Source organism: Alteromonas sp. HB246098, from assembly GCF_054890645.1.
Genome location: NZ_JBTZUG010000006.1, coordinates 39,795 through 66,216 on the forward strand (window position 1 = coordinate 39,795; position 26,422 = coordinate 66,216).

General features: G+C 43.9%; 21 protein-coding genes and 1 tRNA gene. 7 read left to right on the forward strand and 15 right to left on the reverse strand.

Annotation, left to right across the window (positions count from 1 at the left end; translation table 11 throughout):
• Window positions 1-30: 30 nt before the first annotated feature.
• Entirely contained in the window at window positions 31-2,631 is a 2,601-nt protein-coding gene (locus tag ACYTPF_RS13480; RefSeq protein ID WP_461852570.1) for a sensor domain-containing phosphodiesterase, read from the reverse strand.
• 103 nt (window positions 2,632-2,734) lie between these two features.
• On the reverse strand, window positions 2,735-3,142 hold the full coding sequence (locus tag ACYTPF_RS13485; protein ID WP_179981921.1) for a c-type cytochrome: 408 nt from the start codon (window positions 3,140-3,142) through the stop codon (window positions 2,735-2,737).
• A 264-nt stretch (window positions 3,143-3,406) separates the two neighbouring features.
• Here ACYTPF_RS13485 and ACYTPF_RS13490 point away from each other — a divergent pair.
• A tRNA-Arg gene (locus ACYTPF_RS13490) sits at window positions 3,407-3,483 on the forward strand.
• A gap of 17 nt (window positions 3,484-3,500) precedes the next feature.
• Here ACYTPF_RS13490 and ACYTPF_RS13495 read toward each other — a convergent pair.
• Together ACYTPF_RS13495 and ACYTPF_RS13500 are read right to left on the reverse strand one after the other, a co-directional pair.
• Window positions 3,501-4,694, reverse strand: a complete 1,194-nt coding sequence (locus tag ACYTPF_RS13495) for a type II toxin-antitoxin system HipA family toxin (RefSeq protein WP_461852571.1) — start codon at window positions 4,692-4,694, stop codon at window positions 3,501-3,503.
• Complete coding sequence (locus ACYTPF_RS13500; protein WP_461852572.1) at window positions 4,684-4,974, reverse strand: helix-turn-helix domain-containing protein; 291 nt, start codon at window positions 4,972-4,974, stop codon at window positions 4,684-4,686. Before ACYTPF_RS13500 ends, ACYTPF_RS13495 begins: the two co-directional genes overlap by 11 nt.
• A gap of 302 nt (window positions 4,975-5,276) precedes the next feature.
• On the opposite strand from ACYTPF_RS13500, the gene nhaC reads away from it, so the two are divergent.
• Window positions 5,277-6,674 carry a Na+/H+ antiporter NhaC gene (nhaC, locus tag ACYTPF_RS13505; protein WP_461852573.1) on the forward strand — a complete coding sequence of 466 codons (1,398 nt, stop codon included), beginning with the start codon at window positions 5,277-5,279 and terminating at the stop codon, window positions 6,672-6,674.
• Window positions 6,675-6,776: 102 nt separating this feature from the next.
• On the opposite strand, the gene ACYTPF_RS13510 is transcribed toward nhaC, so the two are convergent.
• A complete protein-coding gene (locus ACYTPF_RS13510; protein ID WP_461852574.1) occupies window positions 6,777-7,196 on the reverse strand; it encodes a DUF6691 family protein in 420 nt (139 codons plus the stop codon).
• 21 nt (window positions 7,197-7,217) lie between these two features.
• Window positions 7,218-7,643: a YeeE/YedE family protein gene (locus ACYTPF_RS13515; RefSeq protein ID WP_461852575.1), complete on the reverse strand. Its 426-nt coding sequence runs from the start codon at window positions 7,641-7,643 to the stop codon at window positions 7,218-7,220.
• Window positions 7,644-7,950: 307 nt separating this feature from the next.
• Between ACYTPF_RS13515 and ACYTPF_RS13520 the strand changes: the two genes are divergently transcribed.
• Window positions 7,951-9,711 carry a BCCT family transporter gene (locus ACYTPF_RS13520; protein ID WP_461852576.1) on the forward strand — a complete coding sequence of 587 codons (1,761 nt, stop codon included), beginning with the start codon at window positions 7,951-7,953 and terminating at the stop codon, window positions 9,709-9,711.
• A gap of 229 nt (window positions 9,712-9,940) precedes the next feature.
• On the opposite strand, the gene ACYTPF_RS13525 is transcribed toward ACYTPF_RS13520, so the two are convergent.
• Genes ACYTPF_RS13525 through ACYTPF_RS13545 form a run of 5 tightly spaced genes read right to left on the reverse strand, consistent with a single transcriptional unit; the run spans window position 9,941 to window position 14,554 of the window.
• Window positions 9,941-10,939 (reverse strand): hypothetical protein, encoded by a 999-nt coding sequence (locus ACYTPF_RS13525; RefSeq protein ID WP_461852577.1) that lies wholly within the window; start codon window positions 10,937-10,939, stop codon window positions 9,941-9,943.
• A 21-nt stretch (window positions 10,940-10,960) separates the two neighbouring features.
• Entirely contained in the window at window positions 10,961-11,866 is a 906-nt protein-coding gene (locus ACYTPF_RS13530; RefSeq protein WP_461852578.1) for an LPP20 family lipoprotein, read from the reverse strand.
• Between the two features lie 15 nt (window positions 11,867-11,881).
• Window positions 11,882-13,201 (reverse strand): transglycosylase SLT domain-containing protein, encoded by a 1,320-nt coding sequence (locus ACYTPF_RS13535; protein WP_461852579.1) that lies wholly within the window; start codon window positions 13,199-13,201, stop codon window positions 11,882-11,884.
• Between the two features lie 13 nt (window positions 13,202-13,214).
• The gene (locus ACYTPF_RS13540) at window positions 13,215-13,988 is read right to left on the reverse strand and encodes an ETEC_3214 domain-containing protein (RefSeq protein ID WP_461852580.1); all 774 of its coding nucleotides are present in this window, start codon (window positions 13,986-13,988) and stop codon (window positions 13,215-13,217) included.
• A gap of 14 nt (window positions 13,989-14,002) precedes the next feature.
• Window positions 14,003-14,554: a hypothetical protein gene (locus ACYTPF_RS13545; protein WP_461852581.1), complete on the reverse strand. Its 552-nt coding sequence runs from the start codon at window positions 14,552-14,554 to the stop codon at window positions 14,003-14,005.
• Between the two features lie 477 nt (window positions 14,555-15,031).
• On the opposite strand from ACYTPF_RS13545, the gene ACYTPF_RS13550 reads away from it, so the two are divergent.
• Window positions 15,032-15,673, forward strand: a complete 642-nt coding sequence (locus ACYTPF_RS13550; protein ID WP_461852582.1) for a hypothetical protein — start codon at window positions 15,032-15,034, stop codon at window positions 15,671-15,673.
• Between the two features lie 49 nt (window positions 15,674-15,722).
• Here ACYTPF_RS13550 and ACYTPF_RS13555 read toward each other — a convergent pair whose 3' ends face one another.
• Entirely contained in the window at window positions 15,723-15,971 is a 249-nt protein-coding gene (locus ACYTPF_RS13555) for a DUF2960 family protein (RefSeq protein WP_024015448.1), read from the reverse strand.
• Between the two features lie 353 nt (window positions 15,972-16,324).
• Complete coding sequence (locus tag ACYTPF_RS13560) at window positions 16,325-16,561, reverse strand: hypothetical protein (RefSeq protein ID WP_423078589.1); 237 nt, start codon at window positions 16,559-16,561, stop codon at window positions 16,325-16,327.
• 238 nt (window positions 16,562-16,799) lie between these two features.
• Here ACYTPF_RS13560 and ACYTPF_RS13565 point away from each other — a divergent pair, with 238 nt between their 5' ends.
• Entirely contained in the window at window positions 16,800-17,933 is a 1,134-nt protein-coding gene (locus tag ACYTPF_RS13565; protein WP_461852583.1) for a DUF4124 domain-containing protein, read from the forward strand.
• 14 nt (window positions 17,934-17,947) lie between these two features.
• Here ACYTPF_RS13565 and ACYTPF_RS13570 read toward each other — a convergent pair whose 3' ends face one another.
• The gene (locus ACYTPF_RS13570; protein ID WP_461852584.1) at window positions 17,948-19,645 is read right to left on the reverse strand and encodes a methyltransferase domain-containing protein; all 1,698 of its coding nucleotides are present in this window, start codon (window positions 19,643-19,645) and stop codon (window positions 17,948-17,950) included.
• A gap of 196 nt (window positions 19,646-19,841) precedes the next feature.
• Here ACYTPF_RS13570 and ACYTPF_RS13575 point away from each other — a divergent pair, with 196 nt between their 5' ends.
• A complete protein-coding gene (locus ACYTPF_RS13575) occupies window positions 19,842-21,935 on the forward strand; it encodes a TonB-dependent siderophore receptor (RefSeq protein WP_461852585.1) in 2,094 nt (697 codons plus the stop codon).
• 378 nt (window positions 21,936-22,313) lie between these two features.
• Window positions 22,314-25,040: a TonB-dependent receptor plug domain-containing protein gene (locus ACYTPF_RS13580; protein WP_461852586.1), complete on the forward strand. Its 2,727-nt coding sequence runs from the start codon at window positions 22,314-22,316 to the stop codon at window positions 25,038-25,040.
• 91 nt (window positions 25,041-25,131) lie between these two features.
• Here ACYTPF_RS13580 and ACYTPF_RS13585 read toward each other — a convergent pair whose 3' ends face one another.
• The gene (locus ACYTPF_RS13585) at window positions 25,132-26,352 is read right to left on the reverse strand and encodes an acyl-CoA dehydrogenase family protein (RefSeq protein ID WP_461852587.1); all 1,221 of its coding nucleotides are present in this window, start codon (window positions 26,350-26,352) and stop codon (window positions 25,132-25,134) included.
• Window positions 26,353-26,422 lie beyond the last annotated feature (70 nt).

Genomic DNA, 26,422 nt, shown 5'->3' on the forward strand with positions numbered 1-26,422 from the left:
ATGGTTAGAGGTGCAAGTAAGTACTTACTTTTAGCCAGCAAGCAATGCCATATCGAGCACTTTTGCGTGCTTTAATATCTTGCCCTGACCATACGAACACTCAATTTCATTTAAGGCGTCAAGCTGGGCCCGAGAATCCACCCCCTCGGCTATAACCTGAAACTTCAAGTGTTCAGAAATTAGCATCACCGATTGAATAAGCTTCAAGTTACGTTGAGAACGGGGCAGTGATTTTACAAATCGGTGATCAATTTTTATGAAGTCGAAAGGGTAAGCAAACAAATAGCTTAGCGAGGCTAATCCGCTACCAAAGTTATCAAGAACAAGCGTTATGCCAGCGCGTTTAAGCTTTTTAATTGCCGGTAAGATAAACTGCGAACGCCGATTTAAGTCATTCTCATCAAATTCAAACACAAGCTGGCTTGGCGTAATGTCAGATGCTGCAATTACATCTATCATTTGATTAACCATAGAAGCCTGTAATAAATGGTTAATCGACACATTAACCGCTATTTTGTTAATAGGCTCATCGGTATTCTTGTAGTGGTTGAGTAACTCGCACGCTTTGTTTAGCTGAAATAAATCAAGGTCTAGCGTTAGGCCGCTGTGCTCTGCCACTTGCCTAAATTGCTCGCGGGCTATTTTGCCGTAGGCTGGGTGAGACCAGCGAATGTACATTTCTTTATACAGCGTGCTCTTGTCATTTAAGTCAATCACAGGCTGCAAAAAGTAATCAAACTCTTCTTCACGCAGGGCCCGCCTGAATTCATTCTCAAGCTCCAGCTCTTCTATTAGTCTTTCGCGCATGCTCTTATCAAACATCACGTAACGGCCTCGGCCAAGTGTTTTAGCCTGGTACATGGCGGCGTCTGCATCGCGTAAGACTTCGTCGGCGCTGCGATAATAGGTTTCTAAATGGGCAATACCCACGCTGGCGCCGGAATACATTTCGCGACCATCTAGTAAGAACGGCTCTGAAATTGATGAAATAATACGGCTGGCTACTTCTTCAACATCTGCCACATCTTCAAAGTTATCCAGTAGAACAACAAACTCATCACCACCTAACCGAGCAAGTAAGTCGTGCCCGCGAATACACAGCGCAATACGTCTTGCGACCTCAATTAAAAACTCGTCGCCCGCGTGGTGACCTAGCGTGTCGTTAATCACTTTAAAGCGGTCTAAGTCGATAAATAACACCGCGAATAAGTTATCGCTGTAACGTTGCTTGCTAGCTACAGCTAGCTCTAACCGGCTTGTGAACATAGCGCGGTTGGGTAAATCGGTTAGCGAGTCGTGGTGGGCGTCGTGAATTAGCTTAAGCTCAATCTCTTTACGCTCTTCAATTTGCTGCTTTAAAAACTTGTTCGCGCGGTTAAGCTCTGCGGTGCGCTCTTTCACGCGCTCTTCAAGCTCAATGTTATAGCGCTGCATCGACTCGGTGTTGCGCTTGCGCTCAATGGCTACCGCAATATGGTGCGATACAAAGCGAAGAAGCTCTTGGTCGCGGGCATTATATTTTGCCAGCTTGCCATAAGTTTGAACCGCTATAACACCAGCTATTTCGCCCTCAACAACAAGTGGCGAGCCAAGCCAAGAGTTAGCGCTATTCAGCATGGTCTGAGCAACAGAAACATCTATGTCACCCGACTCAGCAAGTTCCAACACCTTGGGTGGGTTTATCAACTCGGCTTGGCCTGTACGTAATACATATTCGGTAAGCCCTAAGCCAAGCGGTCTAGCACTGATATCTTTTTCTTTGGAGTCGCTGAAGTAAGGAAACTCCAGCATTTCTTTCTCTTTGTCGAGAATAGCAATGTAGCAGTTCGGCGCGCTAATAAGCCGTGCAAGAATATCGTGAAGGCTTGAGTAGAAGGCATTCATATCGCCTTCAAGAGTTGCCGCCAACTCAGAGATTTCAAACAGCGCTTGCTGTAACGACTCTACTTTTTGGCGTTCTAAAATTTCTTCTTGAAGGTCGTCGTTAATCTTTCGAAGTTGGCGGGTACGTTCGCGAATGGTGCGTTCGGTAAGCTCTCGGTTCTTTACCCTATCTACCGTGGTAACAATATGCTGGGAAACAAAAAGCAAAACCTCTAGATCTTCTTGGCTGTAGTGCACACCCTCATCATAAGTTTGCACAACCATTGCACCAATCACTTGGCTACCGCGTTTTAGGGGAACGCCTAGTAGTTCAAAAGGTTGAGAGCCTACCAGCTTAATATCGTGTTCAGAGGCAAAGGTTTCTTCTTCGTCGCGTTTGTAAAATAGATAGTTGCCGGTTTTAAGAATATAGCCGGTCATACCGTCCATCAAAGACTCAGCAGGAAGTTGAGGAACGGTTTGTTCGTCGAATTCATCTATAAAATAGGCAAAGTCGACAACGTTACTTTCAGGTTCGTAAAAGGCAACAAAGAAATTGTCGGCGTTCATGAAATCGGCAATGATTTCGTGAATAGCGGAGTAAAGGCGGTTTAGGTGACTTACAGAGCTGGCAAGTTCGGAAATATCAAAAAGCGCCTTCTGAACACGTTCAGCGCGCTTATATTTGTCGGTGAGTTGTTGAAGCTGCGGTATAAGTTCGCGCAGTTCTTCTTCAGTCAACTCGTGTTGCGTCGAATCTTGTGACATTCCGCTCGCCAGTAAAAAAAGTAACGTTTCCCAACAGGTTAAATTACCCGATTAGAGGGTAAAACGCTACTTTTTCCATCAAGTTGTTGTGATTGTGTAGGTATTAGATACCTTCAATCATGTACTCAATAGCGGCTTTAATTTCGTCGTCAGAACAGTTGCCACAGGTACCGCGAGGAGGCATTGCGTTGATACCGTTCAGAGCGTTTTGCCATACACCGTCAAGACCGCGCTCGTCCAAACGAGGCTGCCAGTCTGCTGCAACGTGAACTTTAGGAGCGCCCAGAACACCTGCAGAGTGACAAGCTACACATGCAGAGTTGTATACGTCTTCACCAGACTTTGCACCGCCTGCTGCTGCAGCGCTACCTTCTGCCGCTGCACCTGCAACGTGTACCTGACCTACCGGCTTAATGCGATCGGCAATTTCATCGTTACTCATTTCTTGTGCTTGTGCTGCAAAAACAGTTAGCGCAGTAGCAGCAACAGTTAACCAAGTCTTTAATTTCACATCTGTCTCCAGGCAATGGTGAATTTGTTTAAAATATAACTGTCCAGATTATAACGGTTAATTGGGGCTGAACAACTATTTGAGGCCAATTACCCATAAAAAGTAAGGATTTTTAACACTTATGCCAAGCCATCTAAAGAGATTTTAATAAATGAGTTGAAGCCAGCCCGTGGCGTAAGTATTATTACGCCCCGTTTGCTGCATACGTGTAGTCGCGTATTCCTTGTTGGAAACGTTCGGTGATCATCTCACTGGTTCTATAAACCGCCCTTAGCTCAGCTGGATAGAGCGCGGCCCTCCGGAGGCCGAGGTCAGAGGTTCGAATCCTCTAGGGCGGGCCATTACCTTTTCTTATTACCTATGAAGGAATAATCCCCTTAAGCGTTTCTATATCGGTATCGGGTACACCAGCCTTGGTAAAATAAGGTATCCATTCATTAGTTAACGCTTGCACACTAGAAATGATTGTTTTGGCTTTTGCTTGAGAAAGTCCAAACCTTTTAGATTGAGACAGCGCATTTTCGAGCGTTCCTTCTCTGCCGTGAACCCCTATTCCAATTCCATGTTGGCGGGAGTTGTTTATCGGCAATACGTCGTAGGCTGGAGATAAGCGCCAATTTTTATCTGAGAAGGAATACAAGAAAGCGTGATTTCTGGAATGGTCATCAGTGTTACCCATTAAGATATTAAAAACCATGCGTGTGTACAGTTCATGCGCATCTCTCGGCTCTGCTCCATGCTTCATTATAAACTCTGCCAAAGCACCATAACTATAATTCTCAGTTAGTGCCTGATTCGTCAACTTTTCTTGGTTAATTAGAGAATTAGCACTCAAGAAATGGTGTGTTGGTCTATCAGCGTTACAGTCGAAGCGCTCTACTAATAATATGTCTTCTTGTTGGCTGTTCACTATAGACGTGGCTGCAACTCTAACGTCCAGTTCTTTTAGCATTGTCATTGTTGCATGTTCTACTAAACATACGTTGTATAAATCATCTGGACGGTTGAATTTCGCTAAGTAATTTATACCACTGTCTTCAATCAGTGTTTTAGGTCGGGCGCCACCCATACTGGACCCGTATTCAAATGCTTTTTTGACTTCCTTAGGAATGTCTTCATTTTTAAGAATTGCCCTTTTCCCCTGCAAAAGCATGGGAATATCGCCAAGCGTATTCTTACTCTTCTTTGGCTTACTTGCACTTCTAGATAAGCTAAAAGTAAGTGCGCCAACACCCATCCCAGAACCAGCCAGAACGAGTTCTAGGTCATTGTTAGGCTTAGTTGAGTGCAGCGACAAAATAAGCTTTTTACCCCAGCTATCTGCTCCAGCATCTAAAATAGCGCCAAACATCCCTTTATTGACTCTGGTAATAAACTGATCGCTAAGTAGGGGGAGGTGAATTGGATCTAGTGGGAATGCATCATCCCTTTGTAGGTAGCTTTGTCCATATCGAAACTTCCCGATATTGGTCTTTGGGTCTAACTCAACAACGCCACATATAACCGGGTTATTTTCGAGTCCGTCAACAAAAACATAAGCTCTAGAAGTCATTAGGTAACTCCTTTTCTACGAGTGAGCTTTTTCTTAAGGGGTTATTGCTTACTAATTCGTACTCCTTTTCGATGGTTTCAATAAGTGGGTCAAGCACTTCGAGTTGATTTAATATTGTAAGCAACGTATCCGAATTTATGCCTTTTCCTCGCTCTAACCTGCTAACAGTATTTTTACTAGTACCGGTTCTAAGCGCTAACTCTTCTTGATCCATAGAAGCGGCTCTCGCTTGCTTTACGAGGTTACCAAGTAGTTTTTTCGTATATCCAACCTTGTCCATAAAACACCAAAAATAGCCATTAATGACGTAATTATTTAAGTATGGCTACTTAATAAGAGGTGTCAATTAAATAATCATAAATAGCTAATAGGGCTTTAAATTACCATTTGTGATGTTTTATAGGTAAAATGAACTTTCATTTTGCTCTTTTAGGCAGCGCTTATTGGCTGAAAGAGTTATTGTTTTCAAAGGCACTGAGCGCATCCTAAGCCTATCCAACGTTAAAGTCATTCCAACGCATAGCAAAGTCGCTATACTGTTTTTCACTACTTCCATTTTTTCAAACGTATCAACGAGCCCTCATGTCGCCTCAGTCTTTACGTCACCCTAGTTTTGCTCAGTCACTGGTTTGTTTTAGCGTTATTGTCGCGCTAATAGCGGGTGGGTTGTTTGGCCTAGGTATTAGCCTGCATGCGCTCATATTTTTATGTTTACTTTGGGCCGGTGTTAATGCGTTTAGTTTGGGGTACACATACCTGCAAATCCGCGAATTAATGACAAGCGCATTAACCCGGGCCATGCCGGCAATTTATATCTTTATCCTTATAGGTATGGTTATCGCCAGCTTTATGCAAAGCGGCACTATCTCAACGTTAATTTATTACGGTTTAGGCTGGTTAAACCCTAGTATATTTCTAGCGGTGGGGTTAATTTTGTGTGCGGTCATGTCGGTAGCTACGGGCACATCGTGGGGAACCGTGGGTACTATGGGTGTAGTGCTAATGGGTATTGGTTCCGCCATGAACATACCACTACCTATAGTGGCGGCCATGGTGGTATGCGGTGCAACCTTTGGCGATAAAATGTCACCGGTTTCTGATACCACTAATCTTGCGGCCATGAGTGCGGGCACCAACCTTTATCGGCATATGTACGCCATGTTGCTTACTACGCTGCCTAGCTTTCTTCTCACCTTCGTTATTTTCTTAGTGATAGGGTTCAGCTACGCAAACCAGAATTTAAATGTTGAACAGATAGTTGAAATTAAAGCAGCACTTGCCAGCCACTATAATCTTGCGCCTTATATAACACTGTTACCGCTAGTATTGCTTACGGTATTAAGTATTAAAAAAGTTACGGCTGAAGTGACCATGTCGTGCAGTATTTTGCTTGCCGTTATCATCGCCATTTTCTACCAAGATACCAATACCATTAGCGTGCTTAACGCGCTTTGGGAAAACACCCCACAAAATACGGGCATCGAGAACTTAGATGCGCTTTTAGGTAGGGGCGGCATCAGCAGTATGAGCTGGACGCTACTCCTTGCCCTAATGGCAATTGCATTAGGCGGCATATTACACGGCGCGCGCTTTTTAGCGGCGCTACTGGCGGGCATCATCACTCGGGTAAAGCGCACGGCAACCTTAATTTCAGTGACTATAGCATCAGGTTTTTTAGGTAACCTAGCTATGGGCGAGGCCTATATCTCTATTATTCTAAACTGCCAACTGTTTAAACCAAAATATGAACAGCAGAATCTTGACCGTGCCGTGTTATCACGGTCGGTAGAAGAGGGGGCAACTATGACCACAGGCCTTATTCCATGGACAACCGCCGGTGCGTTCTACTCTGCCACCCTGGGCGTTGACGTACTCGACTATGCGCCCTATGCCTTTTTCAACTATTTGAATGGTATGGTTGCCGTTATCATGGCCGCATTGGGGGTAGGCTTATTGAAAGGGAAAACCGCAAAACGATAAGTCAGCTATTTTCACGTATGTAAGCTGTCACGTTTACCCCCTTAAAGGGATAATTACGACTTTATCCTCACTAGGGGATAAAGCCGCAAGGGTAGTTATGTTTTAAGCCGCTTTTGGCTTCAACCAATGCTGGGCCAGCATGCCGACAATCATGGCACCTACAAACAACAGCACATCAGTTTGAAGCGAAGCAATCGCTACTACGGCAGGCCCTGGGCAAAAACCGCTAATACCCCAGCCAATGCCAAAAGCTGCAGAGCCCAGAATTAGCTTTGCATCAATAGTTTTGCTGGTAGGAATATCAAACTTATTCGCAAACAAGGGTTTGCTGCGCTTGCGCACCCAATACATGCCAGGTGCAGCCACTAAAATAGCGCCGCCCATTACAAAGGCTAACGTAGCATCCCAATTTGCACTGAAATCTAAAAAGTTCAGCACGCGGGCAGGGTTGCTCATACCCGATACAATAAGGCCAAAGCCAAATAAAAGCCCACAAATAAGCGAGGCTATAATTGCTCTCATAAGAATATGCTCCTCGGTAATTTACAGGTGTCTGATGATATTCGTGGTCACAATGGCAGCTGCCATAAAGGTAACGGTTGCCACAATAGAGCGGGGCGATAACCGAGATAGGCCAGCAACGCCATGGCCCGACGTACACCCAGAACCAAGGCGCGTACCAAAGCCCACTAATAAGCCCGCAACTACCAACCACGCCGAGCTCATTTGAGTTTGAACCTGTAAATGGCCTTCAAGCACCATGTACAGTACGGCAGACAAAACAACCCCTATCAAAAACGCTAGCCGCCAGTAGCGTTCAATGCCATGCTGAGTCATTGCCCCTGCGGCAATACCTGAAATACCTGCAATGCGGCCAAGCGTATACAATAAAAGTACCACTGACGAGCCTATAAGCAGCCCACCTGCCAAACCGGCTAGCGGCTCAAATGGTGTTGTTGTCCAGTTCACTAATTCTTTCTCCTGAAACTTGCGAGGGTGCAAATTCTTCGGGTTAATATAAATTAAATCTAATGTTTGTAATGGTAAGTTAAAGTCACACAAATGTCTGTTAGTTCAGTCTTACAAATATGCTAAATCGTCGCTACCCACTTGCTTAACTTAACCTACCAATAACGCAATAGGCTATAAGTAAAACCATGCTCCAACGCCACATCAAAACATGTATTCCTCAATTCTGATAAACTGTTTAACAAGATTGCCCGTTTAAAGCTTCAACGCATAAGGCATCGATAAAAAACAAAACAAAGGATCGTGTATGAGTAGTAATACCCGAGATGCGGCCTCACCCAAGGCCACCATTAAACAGGAAAGCGCATTTAGCGTTATTGATAAGCCAACCTTTTTTGGCTCTCTTATTCTTCTTCTTGCCGTCACCCTTCCTCTTATCATTTGGCCTGACCAGGGCGCACAATGGGTGGCAGCCGCCAAAGACTTCGTTACCAGCAAACTTGGTGTGCTGTACCTTCTACTTGGTGTGGGGGCTGGTGGCTTCATGGTGTACATCATGTTTAGCGACATTGGCCAAATAAAACTGGGCGAACCTGAAGAAAAGCCTGAGTTCTCGCCAGTATCCTGGGCTGCCATGCTGTTTTGTGCGGGTATTGGGGCGTCTATCTTGTACTGGTCTATGATTGAGTGGGTGTACTACTACCAAGCCCCACCGTTTCATATAGAAGGCGAAACCCCAGAAGCTGCCAAATGGGCCGCGGCCTACGGTATATTTCACTGGGGCCCGCTAGCTTGGGCTATTTACCTTATTCCTGCAGTACCCATTGCTTACTTCTACTACGTGCGTAATCACAGCGTACTTAAAATATCCGAAGCCCTAATGCCGGTAATAGGCGAGAAAATGGCCCACGGCTGGCTAGGTAAAATTATCGATATCAGCTTTATTTTCGGCATGTTAGGCGGCGGGGCAACAACGCTTGGCTTGGCGGCACCTATGATAAACGAAGGGGTTCACGAACTCTTTGGTGTGCCTAAATCACTCACTACCCAAGTGATTGTATTAATCACCTGCACCGCAATATTTGGCTACAGCGCCTATGTTGGCCTTAAAAAAGGCATTAAGCTGCTATCAGACATTAACTTTTGGCTGGCTGTCGGGCTACTGCTGTTTATCTTCATAGTAGGCCCAACGTTGTTTATGGCGAACACAGGTTTAGATGCCCTAGGCCGAGTACTTAGCAACATCATAAAAATGGCCACATGGCTAGAACCCTTCGCCGAATTTAACGGTTTTGAAAACACCCACTTCCCGCAAGACTGGACCATATTCTACTGGGCATGGTGGCTAGTATTTGCACCAAGCGTAGGCTTATTTATAGCGCGTATTTCAAGAGGGCGCACCATTCGAACCATGGTGGCGGGCTCTATGTTCTTCGGCACCATGGGCTGCTTTTTATTCTTCATGGTAATGGGGAATTACGGTCTGTATTTACAGCTTTCAGGCGAACTAGACGTAGTCACCATACTTAACCAAGAAAGCCCAACCGCAGCCATTTTTGCCATGCTGCACACACTGCCTATGGACTACGTGGTTATCTTTGTATTTACCCTATTGGCGCTAATATTCACCGCCACTACTTTCGATTCTATTTCTTACATTCTGGCAGCCGTAGTTCAAAAAGAAGTAGACGAAGAACCACTGCGCTGGAACCGCTTATTCTGGGCCTTCGCGCTATCTTTTATGCCTATTGTGCTTATGTTTGTGGGCGGGCTGGAAACGCTACAAACCGCATCAATAATAGGGGGCGTGCCGCTATTAGCTGTAGCCTTAATGCTGTGTATCGCCATAGTGCGGGCAGCTAATTACGACATGCGCTATCAGCCCGACTATTCGGTAAAAGAAATCAACATTGGCGAGTTCCCCGACGACGACCCTTGGAGCGAAGAAGGCACATGGGATATTGATGAAGAAAGCGAGGAAGACGTGCCTATTGCGGCTAAACCTAAACCTCGTGAACCAAAAGATCACATAGAAGGTGACCCACACAGCAGGCCGTCGCGGCTGTAGTTTTCAGTGGTTCGTTTAAAAAACAAAGCGCTGCCAATTGGCGGCGCTTTTTGTTTGAACGCACCACATTTCACTTTTACATAAAGTGCGGCGTGTTAACGTAACCGAGACCAGTAGCCTAGGTAGTACCGGCGCGACTTTTGTGTTCTCGCTTCGACCGCTTAAGAAATACTGTAAAGAGCCAAGCCTGCAGTAGGAGTTGCAGGCTTAGTTTGAATTGCTTGACTATTTACTTTGTTAAATTCTTTAAAGAGCTATTCCATTTACAGCCAAAGCCAGTGCATTCACCAGAAAGCATTACAATCATGCCGCGTTTAATGCGTTCTACGCTATCACCTTCTACTTTAATGTAAGACTTACTGTTAAAAACATTGTCTTTGTCTACCATTTCGCCCGAAGCAATCTTCACTAACTCACCATCAATTTCTTGATAAATAGCAACGGCAGCTTCTTCTTTCGCACCATGTAAACGGCCTAAGTTTGTTTCGAAGTATATTTCACCTTCGGCCTTTTTAGCTCCGGTGATCATACCTTGCGAGCTTACATACTTGCTCAGCGTGATATAGTCATCGTCCCCTTTTACCAATAGGTCAGCAATAGCGCCCTTAATTGCGCCATTTATCATGCTTGTCTCGTCACATTTTTTGCTTGGCGGGTTTTCTTTTGAGCCGCTTTCTCTGCCAGTTAGGTTTACTGAAATAATCTGTTTCATCGAAGGCAACGCGCGAATTTGAACATTTCCTTTCACTTTGCCTGTGTAGTCGCACTCGGCTGGGTAACGGATGGTTTCTCCGTCTTTGTTTTTGCGAGAGTCTGCTTTTTCGTATTCACTACTCCAAGAATAGTCTGTAACTGTCGGAATGATCAAAAACTTTGCTTCTACAGGTCCTTGGTAGGCTTCGTAGGTTTCTGATAAGTTTTCTTTTAACTGAATTTCATCAATGAAGCGTTGTGCTAGCTGACGGTCTATAACTTCGGAACCACTTTCGTTAACAAACGCAGTCATATTGTCTACAAACATACTTTGAATGAATGACGGTACATCGCTTTTTACGCCTGGTGCAACTAAAAGCTTATTGCTTTGAACGTTGCCTGCATCAATTGGTGTGCCAGGCAATGCTGGTATATTAAAATCAGGGTAAGTTGGCAACGCCGTTGGGGTAGTAGAGCTGCACGCTGTGATGGTAAGTGCAGCGGCTAAACTAGTTAAGTAGTGTGCTTTTCTCATTCTCTCAGTACCTTTAGATTTTTATTTTAGTTTCACGCGTTGCAGTAACGCTTGCTCTGCTCTAGCAACAGACTCACTGCTAGATTTGAAAGAGGCGCCTTTTACTTTGAAAGAATCTTTAAATTGCAATGATTCCCTTTCATCAAAAACAAGGATTTCAACGGTTAAAATAGTGAAGTGCGTCTCTTTAAACATTGAAGATTTGGCTTTTATATTAAACTGCACGCTCCCCGTGTTCTCACCTTTACTAACCACGTCAAATCCTTGCTTTTTCAACAGCGCTTTCGTTGAATTTTTTAGTGTGCTAGTTACAGGCTGTGAGAAGGTTAGGGTGTAACGGTTGCGCTTTTTGCAGCGTTTGTAAGTGCGGTCGAAAGTGTTAATAGTGCTGTTAAACTGGGTTTCAGCGCCATCTTCGCTGCCAATGCCTATGTATGCTGGTATTAACTCGTTAAGCAGTGTTCTTTTATTTTCTTCATTACTTAACGTATAAAAACACGAAGGCGCGTAATAATTCTCAAATTCTTCAAGAATAAACTGTAAGTCACTGTTTATGGTATCGAGTTGATGTTTTATAGCGCGTTTAACTTGCTCTCGTTCAACCCGTACAAGGACCTGCCAAAAATTATTCTTTTGGTTAGAATCAATGACCTCTACATTGGGTAGCTCTATACCTCGACTCTCAGCTATTACTTGTGACTGAGCATCAACTTGGGTCCTATTAGACTGTTTTGTTTGGTTGATTTTGGTGCTTACGTTTACCCTTGTAGCCAGTTTCATCACGATATCTGCCATGGCCGCTTTTTGCGCGAGGTCGTAGCTGGTGTCGGTACCTATGCCATAAATGTATTTTTCTGAATCTGGCGGTAATTCAACGGCCGTTGCGGAAGATACGGCAAACAGCAAAAGGTAAAGTAGTTGTCGCATTATCTAACCTCGGCGCTAAATGTGTTGTGAAAAGTACGCTTTACTGCCTAATACTTTGTCTAAATAGCGTTGCGTTTCAGTGTGTGTTTTACTTTTTATTACTTGCATCACTTGTTCTGGCGTCATCTGATTAATTTTCTCAATTGCTGCCATTCTGCCGCGCTTACCATTGTTGAATGCTTTTGAGAGGTTGCCTATGCCAGTATTATAAGCGGCAATAGCGCAGTACAATCGACTGGTAGGGTTTTCAACTTCTTTAAGATAACGCGTCATTAAAATATTGAAATATGCGCTGCCATATTCAATATTGCGTTCGCTGTCATACAACTCTTCAGGCGTTGGCTTTTTATCACTGGAAAATACTTGTTTATTCACATCTGCGCCTGCGGTGGCGGGCACAATTTGCATTAACCCGTAAGCGGGAATATGTGACTTGGCCAGGGGGTTAAAGTGGCTTTCGGTTTCCATTACTGCCAGCAGGGTATCTTCGGCTACTTGCCAACGTGAAGCCTGTTGTGAAACGGCATTTAAAAATTCAGCTGCTTTTTCGTAACGCGCCCGCTGCAGTTGTATTTTATAAGAACGCGTGTTTTTGGCTGTTGCGTCAACTTTTGCTTCTGATACTTCATTAAGTTGTGTAGTGAGCGTCGCCACTGTTTTTGTGGCTTGTTCTTTTGTTTGCTTCGGCACATCTTCTCTTGAAGCAAACTGTTCGACTTCTTTTATCTGCTTCTCTAAGCGAGCTTTAGTTCGTTGCGTAACTAATGCAGCCTGTTTTTCTACGGGTATCGCTTTTGCAGCAACTATCGATTTTGCTAAATCAGCATCACTTTTTATTCCCAATGCGTTAAGCAAGGTAGGGGCTGCGCTTTTATTGTTTTTTAGCGTGGGAATGTGTGCTTTTTTTACTGAGTTACCGTCTAAAATGACAAACTCAGGGTTTACTTCTTTTGCTTCAGATGCTGACAATTTTAGCGTACTTTCAATCGCAGCTTTGACTTGATCGTTCTTTTCCTGTTCATCAAGTGTGTCGAATTCGTCGTCACGAATACTCACCTCAATAGTGTCTTTTTCGAAATCAGCAATGACTTTTATATTGTTATCGTTTGAATATGCCACGTACTCAGTGGATGAACTCAACTCAGCTACGCCCCATTTTTCGATTAACTTTTCTTTAAACGCTTCATACCGCTGAGAGTAATCGTTAGCAAAGCGTTCGTACCTCTCTTTATGCTTTTCCTTATAGGCATCAAACTTTGACTGCTGCGCCACTGAAGGTGCGCTTAACAGCATCGATGCAATAACTGCCTTCTTTAACACTCTGTTTCGCAACATGGCAAGTATGTCCTTATTTCTTGTAATACAAAGAGTATTCAAAGTTGGTTAAAACTGAGTCGGCAATGACTGATAGGTCATTTTCACCTGCGCCATAAAAGTTATTTATGGCTCTCGTAGTTAACTGCCTCACTTTTGTTAACGCCTCTGGTGATGTCTCATCCATATTTAAGGTGTTGTAGATCTCTCGTAGTTCTTCACTGGGCAGTTGTACCTCTACACCGTAGCTGATAGCACCAAAGTAGTTGTTAACGAATAACTTTTCTTTACCAAGCTCTTCTTTAACTAAAAGGTATTCAATGTTGTTGAAATCTAGTGTGAAATCTTCAATAGTGCCGTAGTTATCGGCAATGCTAGTTTTGTCGTCGCTAGCGGTCTTTGTGAGTAGGCTATGCGGCACAAAGTCATCAATTAGGCTTGTGATGGTGTATGCACTTACACGGTTTTCTTCTACTATCAGCGTTAGTATGTATTTTTCTTTTAGGTAATAAGCAAAGCTGATTTCATCATTGTATTTACTGGTTTTGATTAACTGCGGCTCGCCAATAAGGTTTTTTATGTAGCGTAAATTACTGCCTACATTTATACGGTCTAACGCCTGATATTCGTATTGATGCGTGAAGTTAGAAAGAGTAAGTCGCCAGGCTTCAACAATAACGTCTTTAGTGTCTCCCCACTGACCTAAAGCCATAAGACCAAGAGCACCTGCTACAAAGTATTCATAGATTGATTTTTTGCGACCAGGCGCTGTGGCAGTCTCATCCGAACTTCTCTGATTTTCACTCATTACTTAAACCCGTTCTACAGCTGATTTTCCGACTTTAAAAAGTTCAGATAAAGTAATGTTTCATCTTCTGGACTTAACTTAGTAGGAGCACTATTGATAACGCGTTCAAATAATCTCTTTGCGTTGTCTTCAGACACAGTGACCAATGCACACACATTTTTCTGTTGACCCATTTGAGCGTAATCGACCTTGGTTACTTTCGAGCCCTGAAGCGCTTGATTCACGAACTGGGTAGTGGTGGTAGAAAAGTTAGTATTAGTGGTACTGGCACTAGCACTAGATAACGTTTGTGCATATTGTTCTTGTAGAGAAGATACGCGAGCATCTAATTGGGCGGCCAACTCAGTACGTGCCATAGTAGCAGCCTGAGTTTTATCCATAGAAAAGCTGTTTGATGCTGCTACACAAGATGAGGCTGCTAAACCGGACTCTACTGTTGGGTTTGTTACCCAAGAGGGCAGGTTCATCCCCATATCTGTAGCATTTGTTTTTGGTGTTGAGCTACAACCTGCTGCTAAAGCAAGCGTAGTAGATAAAGCGATTAACTGAAGGTTGCGTTTAAGCACTATTAACTCCATTTACATTTGCGGACAGGAACACCGCGTTCAAATCCATTTGATTGCATATTGGCTATATTAGCGCCATTTAATTTAAATTACAGAGAAAAATTTGGGCATAACGGTTATTTTTTATAATTAGGTATAGAAAAATATACTTTTTCGAAAAGTGTTGCTCCCTCCGTAACAAACTTTTAATAATGTAACTTTCGAAGTTAGCGCTAATCCACCAACTGTCGCAACGCCTTGATACTGTTACGTTGCAATGCGGGCAGCTAATTACGACATGCGCTATCAGCCTGTCGCGGTTGTAGTTTTCAGTGGTTCAGTTATAAAGACTGATTAAATTGTAAAACAAAGCGCTGCCAATTGGCGGCGCTTTTTGTTTTAACACACTACTTTTCACTTTCACATAAAGTGCGCTGTGTTAACGTAACCAAGATTAAAAGCATCCAAATAGCATTAACCACTTGAACAAATAGCAGTATGTCAGAAAAGAATTATCAAAAATTCTATCAGCCTTTAAATGCAGTACTTTCGGCTGACTTTAATCGCTGTATTTACTGCGGCTGTGAAGCGGCCCGGCAAGACTTTATTCCGCCTATAAAATTCATTCACGACTGGCAAAGCGGGCACTTACAGGCCGACTTTATCTCCGTACCTTCATGCAACGAATGTTTCGACCTGCTAAAAAACGAAAACAACGCCACGTTAGAACCTAGAATTACCGTGTTAAAAAAGCTATTGGCAGAAAAGTACAAAAAGGCCATTAGGGTATATAACCACTGGAGCATGGAAGAAATTGAAGAAATGGACGCCGCATTTCAAATAAGCCTAAAAGGCGGCATGCGATTAGGTAAAGAAACCCTTTCACGCCTAAAATTTGCTGGGTTCGACTATGAAGTAAACGGCAGCATAACGCGGGTAGCAAAGCCACAACGCGAGGTGTTCAAGGTGTTCGATGAAGAGTTTAGCAGCTTTAGAGAAGCGCTAGCCTTTGCCAGCGCTACCTACAAAATAAAGAAAAGCCGGCTAAGTCAGCTTTATTTCGACAACGATGAAAGCTTTGATAAGGCGATTGAGGTTTTTCATGGGTTGGTTGAAGATCATCAATCAAAAGCTGATTGATAGCATTGCGCTTCGGAATCAGCGGTAAGAACCCTATCGGGCTCAACCATCATTCCTGACCGTTTTTTAAAAAGTACAATTCAGAAAAGCCCATTTTTGCAAATTCGGTATCTCTGAAGTTTCTTACGGTTTTTTTGTCTTTGCTGATAGCGGCAAGCTGCTGTTCAGTTTGCAGGAACTGGGAAAGGTCTATACCCTCAGCATCGGCCACAGCTTCATGCATATTTTGATGGAGGCTGTAAGAAAAATTTATCTCTTTTGCCACACCTTTAAATTTATAACGTACTTTATGGGCCATGTTCTACTCAGGTTGGTCGATGTAATTCAAAAACGGTTTAACCGCTATTATAAACTCAATTAGTGCTAATGATTAGCTTGTTTAAAAAGCTGGTGGCAAAACCGTAGCGTGAGGTGTTCAGAATGTTCGATGGAGAGTTAAATAGCTTTAGAGAAACGCTGGCCTTTGCTAGCGCTACATACAAAATTAATAAAAGGCGGCTGAGCCAGCTCTGTTTCGATAATGGCGAAAGCATTGATAGGCTAGTTGAGGTTTTTTATGGGGTGGTTAAGGGTCATCAATCAAAAGCTGATTGATGACTATGCACTCCGGAGGCAAAAGGCAGAGGTTCGGTGTAAAAGTCCCTTTATTATCTAGTTAACTGAGAACCCTTTCTTTTTGCATTCATAACGTTGTTTTTTTAGATTTCGAAGTTGGCTTTTTAATTGCTCGCCTTCTCTTGTACTGTAACCAGCGCGCATTTTTGAGTTAATGTTGTCGATACGCTGCTCTATGCCTGCGCATTGATATTTAGAAGGGGTAAAGTCAGAATCAGCCAATGAATATGTGGCTGTTAGTAGTAATGGAAGTAAAGTATACGCCTTTTTCATTATCATCCTTGAAAAGCTATATGGGGAGCAATTTTATTGAGCTACTGCGGTATCGTAGCTACGTTTATATAGATATCCTATTGCTCGATATTTCCAGATTGGAGAATAGTTGTCAGTGTTTTTATCTTATAACTATGTATCGAAATTCAAACCTATTCATCTAACTAATACTTTGTTTCTTAAATGATGTTGTAGTCTGATGACACGTCTAGATATATGACAGTGTTGAAGGACTAGCATGGTAAACAGAAATGGAATTGGCGCAAAGTTTTTTATAGTCGCTAGTGTGATAGTTGTTAATAGTGTGGGAGTTTTATACTTCGCGCGGGACAGTGTCAATCTACCCCAATTCCTCAATATAGCTTTCGAGTTTATAGAAGTTAAGCTACAGGGAAAGAGCAATCAAGAAAGCTCTGCAGTTAATGCTTTACGTTCAGAGTCAGAAATTTCTATTGGCCAAAATAGTTTAAAGCCTAAGGTAAATTCCGAAGTCAGATATACACAAAGCACTTCTCGAATAGGTGAGCATGAAGCCCCTCACACATATAAATGTTTAGACAAGATAAAACCACCCGAGAGAAAGACAATTTATACATGGACAGATGGGAAAGGCGTTAAGCATATAAGTGACTCTCCTAGGAAGCTGAACAGCAATACTTCAGTACAAGTAGCCAAAATTATTAACCCAGAGGCTATTTCGCTTAATTTTCTCTCGCATAATTTACCGTTTGACGTTCAGCGCGCGGTACGAGGAAGAGTACAAGAAGCATTAGATGCTTTTGCTCCTGTTACACCTATCGAATCAATGGTTCCTGTTGTAGCTAATATAAGGAGTTTCAGCGATAAAGGTGCGTATGAAAAATATAGCAAGCGTTTTAATCTTTCTACACCCACAAGCACAGGCTTTTACTCTTCGGGCAGAAATGAATCTGCCATTTTGATTCGGGGCAATAAGGAAACACTCCAAACTATAACGCATGAGGTAATGCATACCATTAATCGATATTGGTATGGCCAAGTGGCGAAATGGTTGAATGAAGGAATGGCGGAATATTCAGAAAGCCCGGGAAGTTTGACTAACAGCGCATGGGTTAATCATTTTAAAAGTAATCAGCCGCTAGCATTGACCACACTCTTTGAAGGGACGGAGAGTAGTTGGCGCCAAGATCCGCATCAATTCTATGCTTCTAGTTGGGCTTTCGTTGCTTTTCTAATGAGCGACAACCAAGACTTTATGAGCCGACTTTTGCTGTTAGAAAGCGAAAATGGCTGTGAAGAGCTTTCCATGAGCGATATTCAGCGATTGTACGGGAGAAATATCGCAACGCTAAACAGTGATTTTAGACGCTGGTTTAGAAGTAAGCTTCAATAAACTATCTTCCAATGTTATCGCCAATCCTCCAACTGTTGCAGCGCTTTAATTCGGTCACGTTGCAGAGCGAACGCTTCAAACACGTCATCAAAGTTGGTGTTATTTGGCTTAAGGTTAGGTAGGGCTAAATTGGCTTGACTAAAAAACTCAGTTTGATTGCTTTGCCAGCCTTGTTTCCACCAAGAAACGATTAACTCCCGAGAGTTGGAAAGTTTCAATCCTGTGGGTAATTTATCAGATTTTTTAGCGTTTATACCCGATTGGGTTGGTAACAAATTCCAGAGATCATTATTGGGCCATCGCGCAAAAGGAAATGCATGATCGATAGCATAGCCAGAAAGTTTTAGCCGCTTTCCAGACCAGCAGCATGCAACGCCTTCATTAGTAAGTAACTCATTAACCCGTTTTCGAATTTTAGAAGTGGAACGTTCTGGGTCTTCCCATCGAAGGGCATTAAGATAATCGACTTTAGTAAACGGCCTTTGTTTGTTTAAACCATAACCTGCCATTAAAGATGACCACTCGTTAATCAATGTCGGCTCTATCCATACGCTAAACTGAGTCAATGAATCCCAAATATGCACGGGTACATAGAACTTTCCCAACGATGACAAAAACTCGAAGTCTAGTAACAAATCGTTTTTAGGCTTTCGAGTTTGATTAAGCTCTACGTGAAAAACACCTACATCAGTGCCAGGCAAAGTGGTGTGTTTAGCGGGCATGTTTTTTACAGTCGAAGCGATGTCTTTTAGAGTTCGGTAAATCGCTTGTACTGTTGCACTATCTGAATAGTGCGCGCCGATGTAAAAATCATTACTAGAAAAAGCTGTAATCTGCTGCCAACCGTCAGTTTTAATAAATCCCAACCCTCTACTAGAGTTGCTGCTTTGTTGCATTTCGAATTTATCGATTAACGGTTTATAAAGCTTCAACCAATAAAGGGCTACTAATCCAACAGGCAGAATTACGTGTTCGTTCGTTTGTTCTATAACCGCGCCCGGATGTCCTTCGGCTATTCTGAGTAGTGTCCGTAAAAGTGCAACCTTGTATGTTGAGGATTTACTGTCGTTTATTACGATGTTTCTAATTAACGGAAATGCACCTGTACCGTTATCGGGAAGTGTAAGTAAAACCGTTTGCCATTGAACGTCAGTGCGACCCAGCGCATCGTCCGAATTCTCAGGGGTAAGCAGTCGATAGGTAAGTCCGAATTGACTTGCAAACTTAGCCAGTTCATCTGCTGAAACAGGGTACATAGTGCGTTCGTCAGCGCAACTGCCATGGCGTAGAGATATAACTAGCTTACCGTTGGGTTTCAGTAACGAAGATAGTTTTCTAAAGGCCCGTTCTCGGGACGATGGCGGGATGTGCATCCAAACTGCACTTAGAAGGATTAGGTCAAATTTTGTTTGTAGGCGAAAAACTTCAGTTAGTTCAGGTAATGAATCGGATATCCAGTGAATAGGACTAGAGACCGTATAGGCTTGTGCAAGTTCTCGAATGCCAGAGGCGGGTTCAACTGCGACTACACCTAAGCCTTTTGCAGCTAAATAACGAGCATCGCGACCGGAACCAGCACCTACATCTAGCACCATTCCTTCTTTAGGTATTGCCTTTAACCAGTCTTTGTGAACAGACTCGAAGGGTATGCTGTCATATTGTTTCGCAAGAGCAGAAGCGTTGGTTGAGTAGTACGTTATATTTTGGGTCAAAACCGCTAACTTGTTGCCAGTCCATTGAGTTTCTATTTCTAAATCATTTACCTAATAAACTCAAATATTCCTTTCTAACAGTGCTTATAATGATTGTTTAGTAAATAATAACAATTATCATTTAAATTAAGTTTAAGCTGTTTTATACTCCCGCTCGAAAAAAACCAACCCTTCAAAACCAATAACAGAGAAAGCCATGAAATTAAGCAGTTTATTTGCACTAACGCCTATCGCGTTTGCATTGTCGGTAAATGCGCAAACTACGCAAAGCGATACGGTAGAAGTTAAAGAAGCAGACGTTGAAAAAATTCGTATTGTTGGCGTTCGTCAAAACCGCGTTAGCCGCGGTGCAACGGGCTTAACCATGGAAATTAGCGAAACGCCGCAGTCTATTAGCATTCTTTCTGAAGACCTAATGCAGTCGTTTGGTGCGTTTAATATTAATGATGCGCTAAAGCTAGCGCCAGGTATTAACGTAGAAGAATGGGAAACTAACCGTACCAACTATACGGCCCGTGGTTTTGAAATTAAAAACACTCAAATTGACGGTGTGGGCTTGCCGAACGACTGGGGCATTGTTACTGGCTCTGTTGAAGCTTACGGTTATGAAGAAATTGAAGTTATTCGTGGTGCCAACGGTCTTTTAACCGGTGTGGGTAATGCGTCGGGTACCATTAACTATGTGCGCAAGCGCCCAACTAATGAAGAGGGCGGTGAAATTGGCGCAAGCATAGGCTCGTACAACTTTAAGCGTGTTCAGGGCGACTATTCAATGCTGCTTACTGAAGATGGCAGCTGGGCAGCACGCGTAGTAGCAAGTGTTGAAGATAAAGAGTCGCACTTGGATGGATTAGAGAACGATCGCAGCTTTGTTTACGGTGTTATCGACGGCCAGTTAACCGATAACGCTACCGTAACCTTTGGGTTGTCTTACCAAGATGCTAATACCGACGGCAACACCTGGGGCGGCCTAGTATTTAACTACACCGATGGCACCCAAGCCGAGTGGGACATTAGCGATACCACAGCACAAGAATGGACGAAATGGGATACCGAAACTACCAATGCGTTTGTAGAGCTAGACTATGTGTTCGATAACGATTGGCAGCTTTTGCTTAGCTATAACTACCGCGACTTTGAAGATCAAAGCAAACTGTTTTACGCCTACGACGCTATTGATAAAGACACAGGCTTAGGCCTAGTTGGCTGGCCGGGTCGTTACGACTCTGAGCGCGATTCTCATCTTGTAGAAGGCCGTGTGTTTGGTGATTTTTCGCTATTTGGCCGCAATCACGAAGTGAACTTTGGCGTAAGTCACGCTACGAGCGACGATGTGTCTTATGCTCACTCATTTGACTATGCTACTACGCCTGCATTTGGCCCAACGCCTGCGTTCCCTTATGCGTTAGATGCTATTGCCGAGCCTGATTGGCTAGCGGCTGCCGAGTACTCAAACATTGAGCAAAACCTAACCCGTTATTTTGGTTCTGCGCGTTTCAGCGTTACCGATGAAATGCATGTTATTGCTGGTTTCAATGCTATTGATTTTGAGCGTACGGGGCAAAACGCAGGCGCGGTTATCGATAACTCAGAAAGCGAAGCCAGCCCTTACGTTGGTGCTACTTACGCGGTAACAGAAGATGTAAACGCGTATGTAAGTTATTCAGATGTGTACCAGCCGCAAGAACAGTACGACATTAACGGCCAGTACCTAGACCCAACTAAAGGTCAAAACTTTGAGGCAGGCGTTAAAGCGCAGTGGTTCGACGACCGTTTATTAACAACGTTCGCGTACTTTACTGCAGAGCAAGACAACCTAGCCGCTTACGCTGGCACTAACCCAGAAACCCTGCAGTTTTACTACGAAGGCGTATCGGTAAAGTCTGATGGTTTTGAAATTGAAGTGGCCGGCCAAGTAACCGATGCTCTGCGTGTTAACGCGTCTTATACCGCTATCGACGTAGAAGACGAGCAAGGTAACGATGCTAACCTATGGGCACCACGCGACGTAGTAACCTTCCAGCTAGCGTACACGGTACCGCAAGCACCAGAGGTAGAAGTAGGCTTTGGTGGTCGCTGGCAGTCTGAAATAAGCAATGTTGATTATAACGTTGAACAAGGTGCGTATTTCTTAGGTAATGTGTATGCATCACAAGCCTTTTCTGAAAACCTAACCGTTCGCATGAACATTAATAACATATTCGATAAGAAGTACATTAACAGCCTACATACGGTGGGTTACTACGGCGCAGGTATTAACGCGCAGCTAAGTGCTTCGTATAGCTTTTAATTAAAGCGCTATTAATTGGCAAAGGTAGCTAATCGTTTACGGTTAGCTACCGCTTGTCTAATAACTCCCCTAATTACAAAACCTTAAGAATCATTAATCCTTCTACGTTTAGCGAGTTCTACCGTTAAATACGGTGTTAACCCCATTCTTCTAAAATATTCAATAGCAGCATTATCCTAAAGGCTAATATAAATTACTCCTTATGAGTGATAATTATCTCTTTCAATAAGTTTTTTTAGTTGTTCTGTTCTAATTATGCGGTGCTTTTTAGTTTGGCTGTCACACATTTTTACTGCAGCCACTTATAAGTATTGCTCACGCCAATAATAAAAATATTAAAACCATATAAAAAACAACAAGTCTTGAAGGAGAAACACAGTGGATCAAGGTAACTTCCCTAAGGGGAAAAAACTTAATCGAATAACCTCAGCCATTATTGCTAGTTCATTACCGTTTTTTGCGGCGATGTCAGCGCCTACGTTTGCGCAAGATGCAGAAGAAAAAGCAGAAGATGTTGAAAATATCATTGTAACCGGTACGCGTATGAGCAATCGCTCTGCGGCTGATTCACCTGTTCCAGTAGACGTAATTACTGGTGATGAATTCCGTCAAAACTCTTCAAGCGACGTGCAAGACATGCTGCGTACTAACGTACCGTCGTTCGATGTAAACACACAGCCAATCAGTGACGCAGCTACTATTGTGCGCCCGGCTAACATGCGCGGTCTATCACCTGATAACGTGTTGGTGTTGGTAAACGGTAAGCGTCGTCACCGCGGCTCTATCATTTCTTTCTTAGGTGGTGGTATTTCTGACGGCGCACAGGGTGTTGATATTTCAGCAATTCCTTCGCTAGCGCTAAAACAAGTAGAAGTACTTCGTGACGGTGCATCGTCGCAATATGGTTCAGACGCTATCGCAGGGGTACTTAACTTCTTACTTCGCGATGATGATGAAGGTTTTGAGTTCCGTGCAAACTATGGCTCTACCTATGAAGGTGATGGCGACAACTACACTATTTCTGCCAATGCCGGTTTCTCGCTAGGTGCAGACGGCTTTGTGAACATAACGGGTGAAATTCGCGATGTTGAAGGTACCGTACGTTCAGTAGTGCGCGACGACGTACAAGGTATGGTTGATGCGGGTTACTTAAGCCAGTCTGACTTTTCTACTATCAATACCTATACCAATGAAGTGCCACAGTATTGGGGCCAGCCAGACGTAGAAGACGACTACAAGCTATTCATTAACTCAGCGTATGAGCTAAACGACAAAGCTGAGCTTTACCTATTTGGTAACTACGGTAAACGTACAGTTACCGGTGGCTTCTTCTACCGTAACCCTGTAACAGAAGGTAGCCAGCGCGGCGGTGTATACGCAGGCCCATTGGTTGACCCACTAACAGGTTTAGCCGACCCAGACGGCGTACACTCTGTGCTTGTAGGCGACCTTGACGGTGTTGGCGTAGGTGGAAGCTGTATTGACGGTATTCCAATTGGCGGTGAAGGCAATGTATTCCCAGATCCTACATTCCTAGCGCAAGTACAGGCTGACGATAACTGTTTCTCGTTCATTGAAACTATTCCAACGGGCTTTGTACCTCGCTTTGGTGGCGACAACGAAGACATGGCATTTACCGTAGGTGTACGTGGCGACTTAGAAATTGGTAACGGCTTGGGTTATGACTTCAGTGCGCAGCGTGGCTCTAACCGTACAGACTTCTTTATTCGAAACACCATCAACGCCTCGTTAGGCCCAGATACGCCACGCGACTTTGTGCCTGGTGGTCAGGAGCAAACGGAAACCCTAGTTAACCTTAACTTTGTGTACGGTGTAGATGTAGGCTTGGCGTCTGACTTAAACGTAGCGTTTGGTGCAGAATACCGTAAAGAAGAATTTGACTTATTTGCCGGTGATGAAGCGTCTTACGCCCTAGGCCCACTAGCTAGCCAAGGGTTCTCGTCTAGCTCTAACGGTTTTGGTGGCTTCCCTCGTGATACTAGCGCGTCGCAAGACAGTACTGCGGTTTATGTGGATTTAGAAGCTGATGTTACCGATCAACTAACTCTGCAAGCAGCGGTACGCCGCGAAGACTTCAGTGAGTTTGGTGATACTACCGACTTTAAACTTGCAGGTATATTCCACGTAACTGACGACTTCCGTTTACGCGGTGCATACTCAACTGGCTTCCACGCGCCAACAGCGGGGCAAGCAAGCATTACTAACGTTACCACGCAAAACGTAAACGGCGTGCTAATTGACCAAGGTACATTGCCATTGTCATCGGCGGCAGGTCAGCTAGCAGCTGACTTTATTGAAAGCCAAGGTAATGGTCGCCCAGACTTAGGGCCAGAGGAAGCGGTTAACTTCTCTTTTGGTGCGTCAATTGATGTGGCAGACATGAGCTGGACCATCGATTTCTACAACATCGAAATGGAAAACCGTGTTGCACTAGGTGCTAACGTTAACTTCCTAGATGCGCTTAACTTTGCTGGTGGTGGTACAGACTACGCAAGCGTATCTGAAGCGCTTACCGAGCTTGATGCGTCGGGCATTATCGACCGTTCAGACTTTATCGGTCTGGATGACTTGTCACAGTTCCGTTTCTTCTCTAACAGCTTCGACACCACAACGCGCGGTATCGACATTGTAGGTAACTACAGCTTCGATTTATGGGAAGGTAATTCACGCATTACGCTAGCAGCAAACTACAACGAAACCGAAGTGGACGATGTAGGTACGCTTAACCCAATTGGTGAAGGCCGTGTTGCTGCAATTGAAGACTTGCTGCCAAACCTTCGCGGTAATATTTCATGGACACACACCCAAGGTGCACTTCGCACTCTAGTTCGCGCTAACTACTACGGTGGTTGGGACGATACAGGTAATGGTGTAGATGGTATTGATGCAGCTATCTTGATAGACGTAGAAGCCAAGTACTCTTATAGCGAAAACCTTGATCTTGTTATTGGTGTGAACAACCTATTCGACGAATACCCAGAAGAAAATCCAAGTGCAGGAAGCCTAGGTCAGCTTTACTCTGAGTCTAGCCCGTTTGGATTCAACGGTGGTATGTGGTACGTACAGGCACGTTATACTTACTAAGCCGATAGCAAACTAAACAACGAGTTAGTTTATAAACAAAATAAAATGCCGCTTCTTGTAACAAGAAGCGGCATTTTTTTATGGCTTTTTATTACTGGTACTTTTTAAGCTCTAAGCGAGACACCATGCCTTTATGCACTTCGTCAGGGCCGTCAGCTAAGCGAAGGGCTCTTGCGCCAGCTGCAAAACGGGCTAATGGGAAGTCGCTACACATACCTGCGCCACCGTGAATTTGTAATGCCATATCCACCACGCTTTGTAGCATGTTTGGCACTACCACTTTAATGGCTGAGATCTCTGTCATAGCGTGCTTAACGCCAAGGTTATCTATCTTCCACGCCGCGTGAAGGGTAAGCAAACGCGCTTGCTCTATTGCCATGCGGGCATCGGCAACACGCTCTAGGTTACCACCTAGGCGAATGATAGGCTTACCAAAAGCAACCCGTTCATGACCGCGTTTAAGCGCAAGCTCTAATGCTTTTTCTGCCATGCCGATAGCGCGCATGCAGTGGTGAATACGGCCAGGGCCTAAGCGACCTTGTGCTATTGCAAACCCTTTGCCTAAACCCATTACAATGTTGTCTTTACTTACGCGCACATTATCAAAGTGCATTTCGCCGTGGCCGTATGGCGCATCGTAATCGCCGTAGGCATCTAGCATACGCTTTATAGTAATTCCTGGTGTGTCTAGCGGCACTATTACCATACTGTGGCGGCTGTGCTTGTCGTTGTCGGGGTTCGATAAACCCATGAATATCGTGAAGGCTGCGTTAGGGTGCCCTAAGCCTGTCGACCACCACTTCTTGCCATTAATAACTACGTCGTCACCATCTTCAATGATGGTTGCCGCCATGTTGGTGGCATCAGACGATGCAACGTCAGGTTCAGTCATGCCAAACACTGAACGAATCTCGCCAGCCAGTAAGGGTTTTAGCCACTTTTCTTTTTGTTCATCGTTGCCGAAGTGATAAAGCACTTCCATGTTGCCGGTGTCTGGCGCATTACAGTTGAATATTTCAGGGGCAAACAAGTATTTACCCATGCGCTCAGCCATTGGCGCATATTCAAGTGTAGTAAGGCCTTGGCCTAGCTCTGCATCGGGCAGAAACAAATTCGCTAAGCCCGCTTCGCGTGCTTTAGCTTTGAGTGCTTCAGTACCAGGGTGCAGCTTCCAGCTTTTCCAGTCGCCATGGTTATTCTCTTTATGATGAAAGTCGTAAACTTCATTCTCGATTGGCGCAATATGCTCGGCAATAAAGTTATCCAGCTTTTCTAACAAGGCTTTTGTTTTGTCGTTATGTGAAAAATCCATAGGGTACCTCTTTATATTTTTATGCACTTACTATTTGCGCATTGAGTATTGCGTATTGTGATTTGCATCG

What these genes read in the sequence shown, in the direction of transcription:
- ACYTPF_RS13480 (WP_461852570.1), bottom strand. Translation starts at nt 2,631, where the DNA reads ATGTCACAAGATTCGACGCAACACGAGTTGACTGAAGAAGAACTGCGC.
- ACYTPF_RS13495 (WP_461852571.1), bottom strand. Translation starts at nt 4,694, where the DNA reads ATGACTTCTAGAGCTTATGTTTTTGTTGACGGACTCGAAAATAACCCG.
- ACYTPF_RS13500 (WP_461852572.1), bottom strand. Translation starts at nt 4,974, where the DNA reads ATGGACAAGGTTGGATATACGAAAAAACTACTTGGTAACCTCGTAAAG.
- nhaC (WP_461852573.1), top strand. Translation starts at nt 5,277, where the DNA reads ATGTCGCCTCAGTCTTTACGTCACCCTAGTTTTGCTCAGTCACTGGTT.
- ACYTPF_RS13510 (WP_461852574.1), bottom strand. Translation starts at nt 7,196, where the DNA reads ATGAGAGCAATTATAGCCTCGCTTATTTGTGGGCTTTTATTTGGCTTT.
- ACYTPF_RS13520 (WP_461852576.1), top strand. Translation starts at nt 7,951, where the DNA reads ATGAGTAGTAATACCCGAGATGCGGCCTCACCCAAGGCCACCATTAAA.
- ACYTPF_RS13525 (WP_461852577.1), bottom strand. Translation starts at nt 10,939, where the DNA reads ATGAGAAAAGCACACTACTTAACTAGTTTAGCCGCTGCACTTACCATC.
- ACYTPF_RS13530 (WP_461852578.1), bottom strand. Translation starts at nt 11,866, where the DNA reads ATGCGACAACTACTTTACCTTTTGCTGTTTGCCGTATCTTCCGCAACG.
- ACYTPF_RS13535 (WP_461852579.1), bottom strand. Translation starts at nt 13,201, where the DNA reads ATGTTGCGAAACAGAGTGTTAAAGAAGGCAGTTATTGCATCGATGCTG.
- ACYTPF_RS13540 (WP_461852580.1), bottom strand. Translation starts at nt 13,988, where the DNA reads ATGAGTGAAAATCAGAGAAGTTCGGATGAGACTGCCACAGCGCCTGGT.
- ACYTPF_RS13550 (WP_461852582.1), top strand. Translation starts at nt 15,032, where the DNA reads ATGTCAGAAAAGAATTATCAAAAATTCTATCAGCCTTTAAATGCAGTA.
- ACYTPF_RS13555 (WP_024015448.1), bottom strand. Translation starts at nt 15,971, where the DNA reads ATGGCCCATAAAGTACGTTATAAATTTAAAGGTGTGGCAAAAGAGATA.
- ACYTPF_RS13560 (WP_423078589.1), bottom strand. Translation starts at nt 16,561, where the DNA reads ATGAAAAAGGCGTATACTTTACTTCCATTACTACTAACAGCCACATAT.
- ACYTPF_RS13565 (WP_461852583.1), top strand. Translation starts at nt 16,800, where the DNA reads ATGGTAAACAGAAATGGAATTGGCGCAAAGTTTTTTATAGTCGCTAGT.
- ACYTPF_RS13575 (WP_461852585.1), top strand. Translation starts at nt 19,842, where the DNA reads ATGAAATTAAGCAGTTTATTTGCACTAACGCCTATCGCGTTTGCATTG.
- ACYTPF_RS13585 (WP_461852587.1), bottom strand. Translation starts at nt 26,352, where the DNA reads ATGGATTTTTCACATAACGACAAAACAAAAGCCTTGTTAGAAAAGCTG.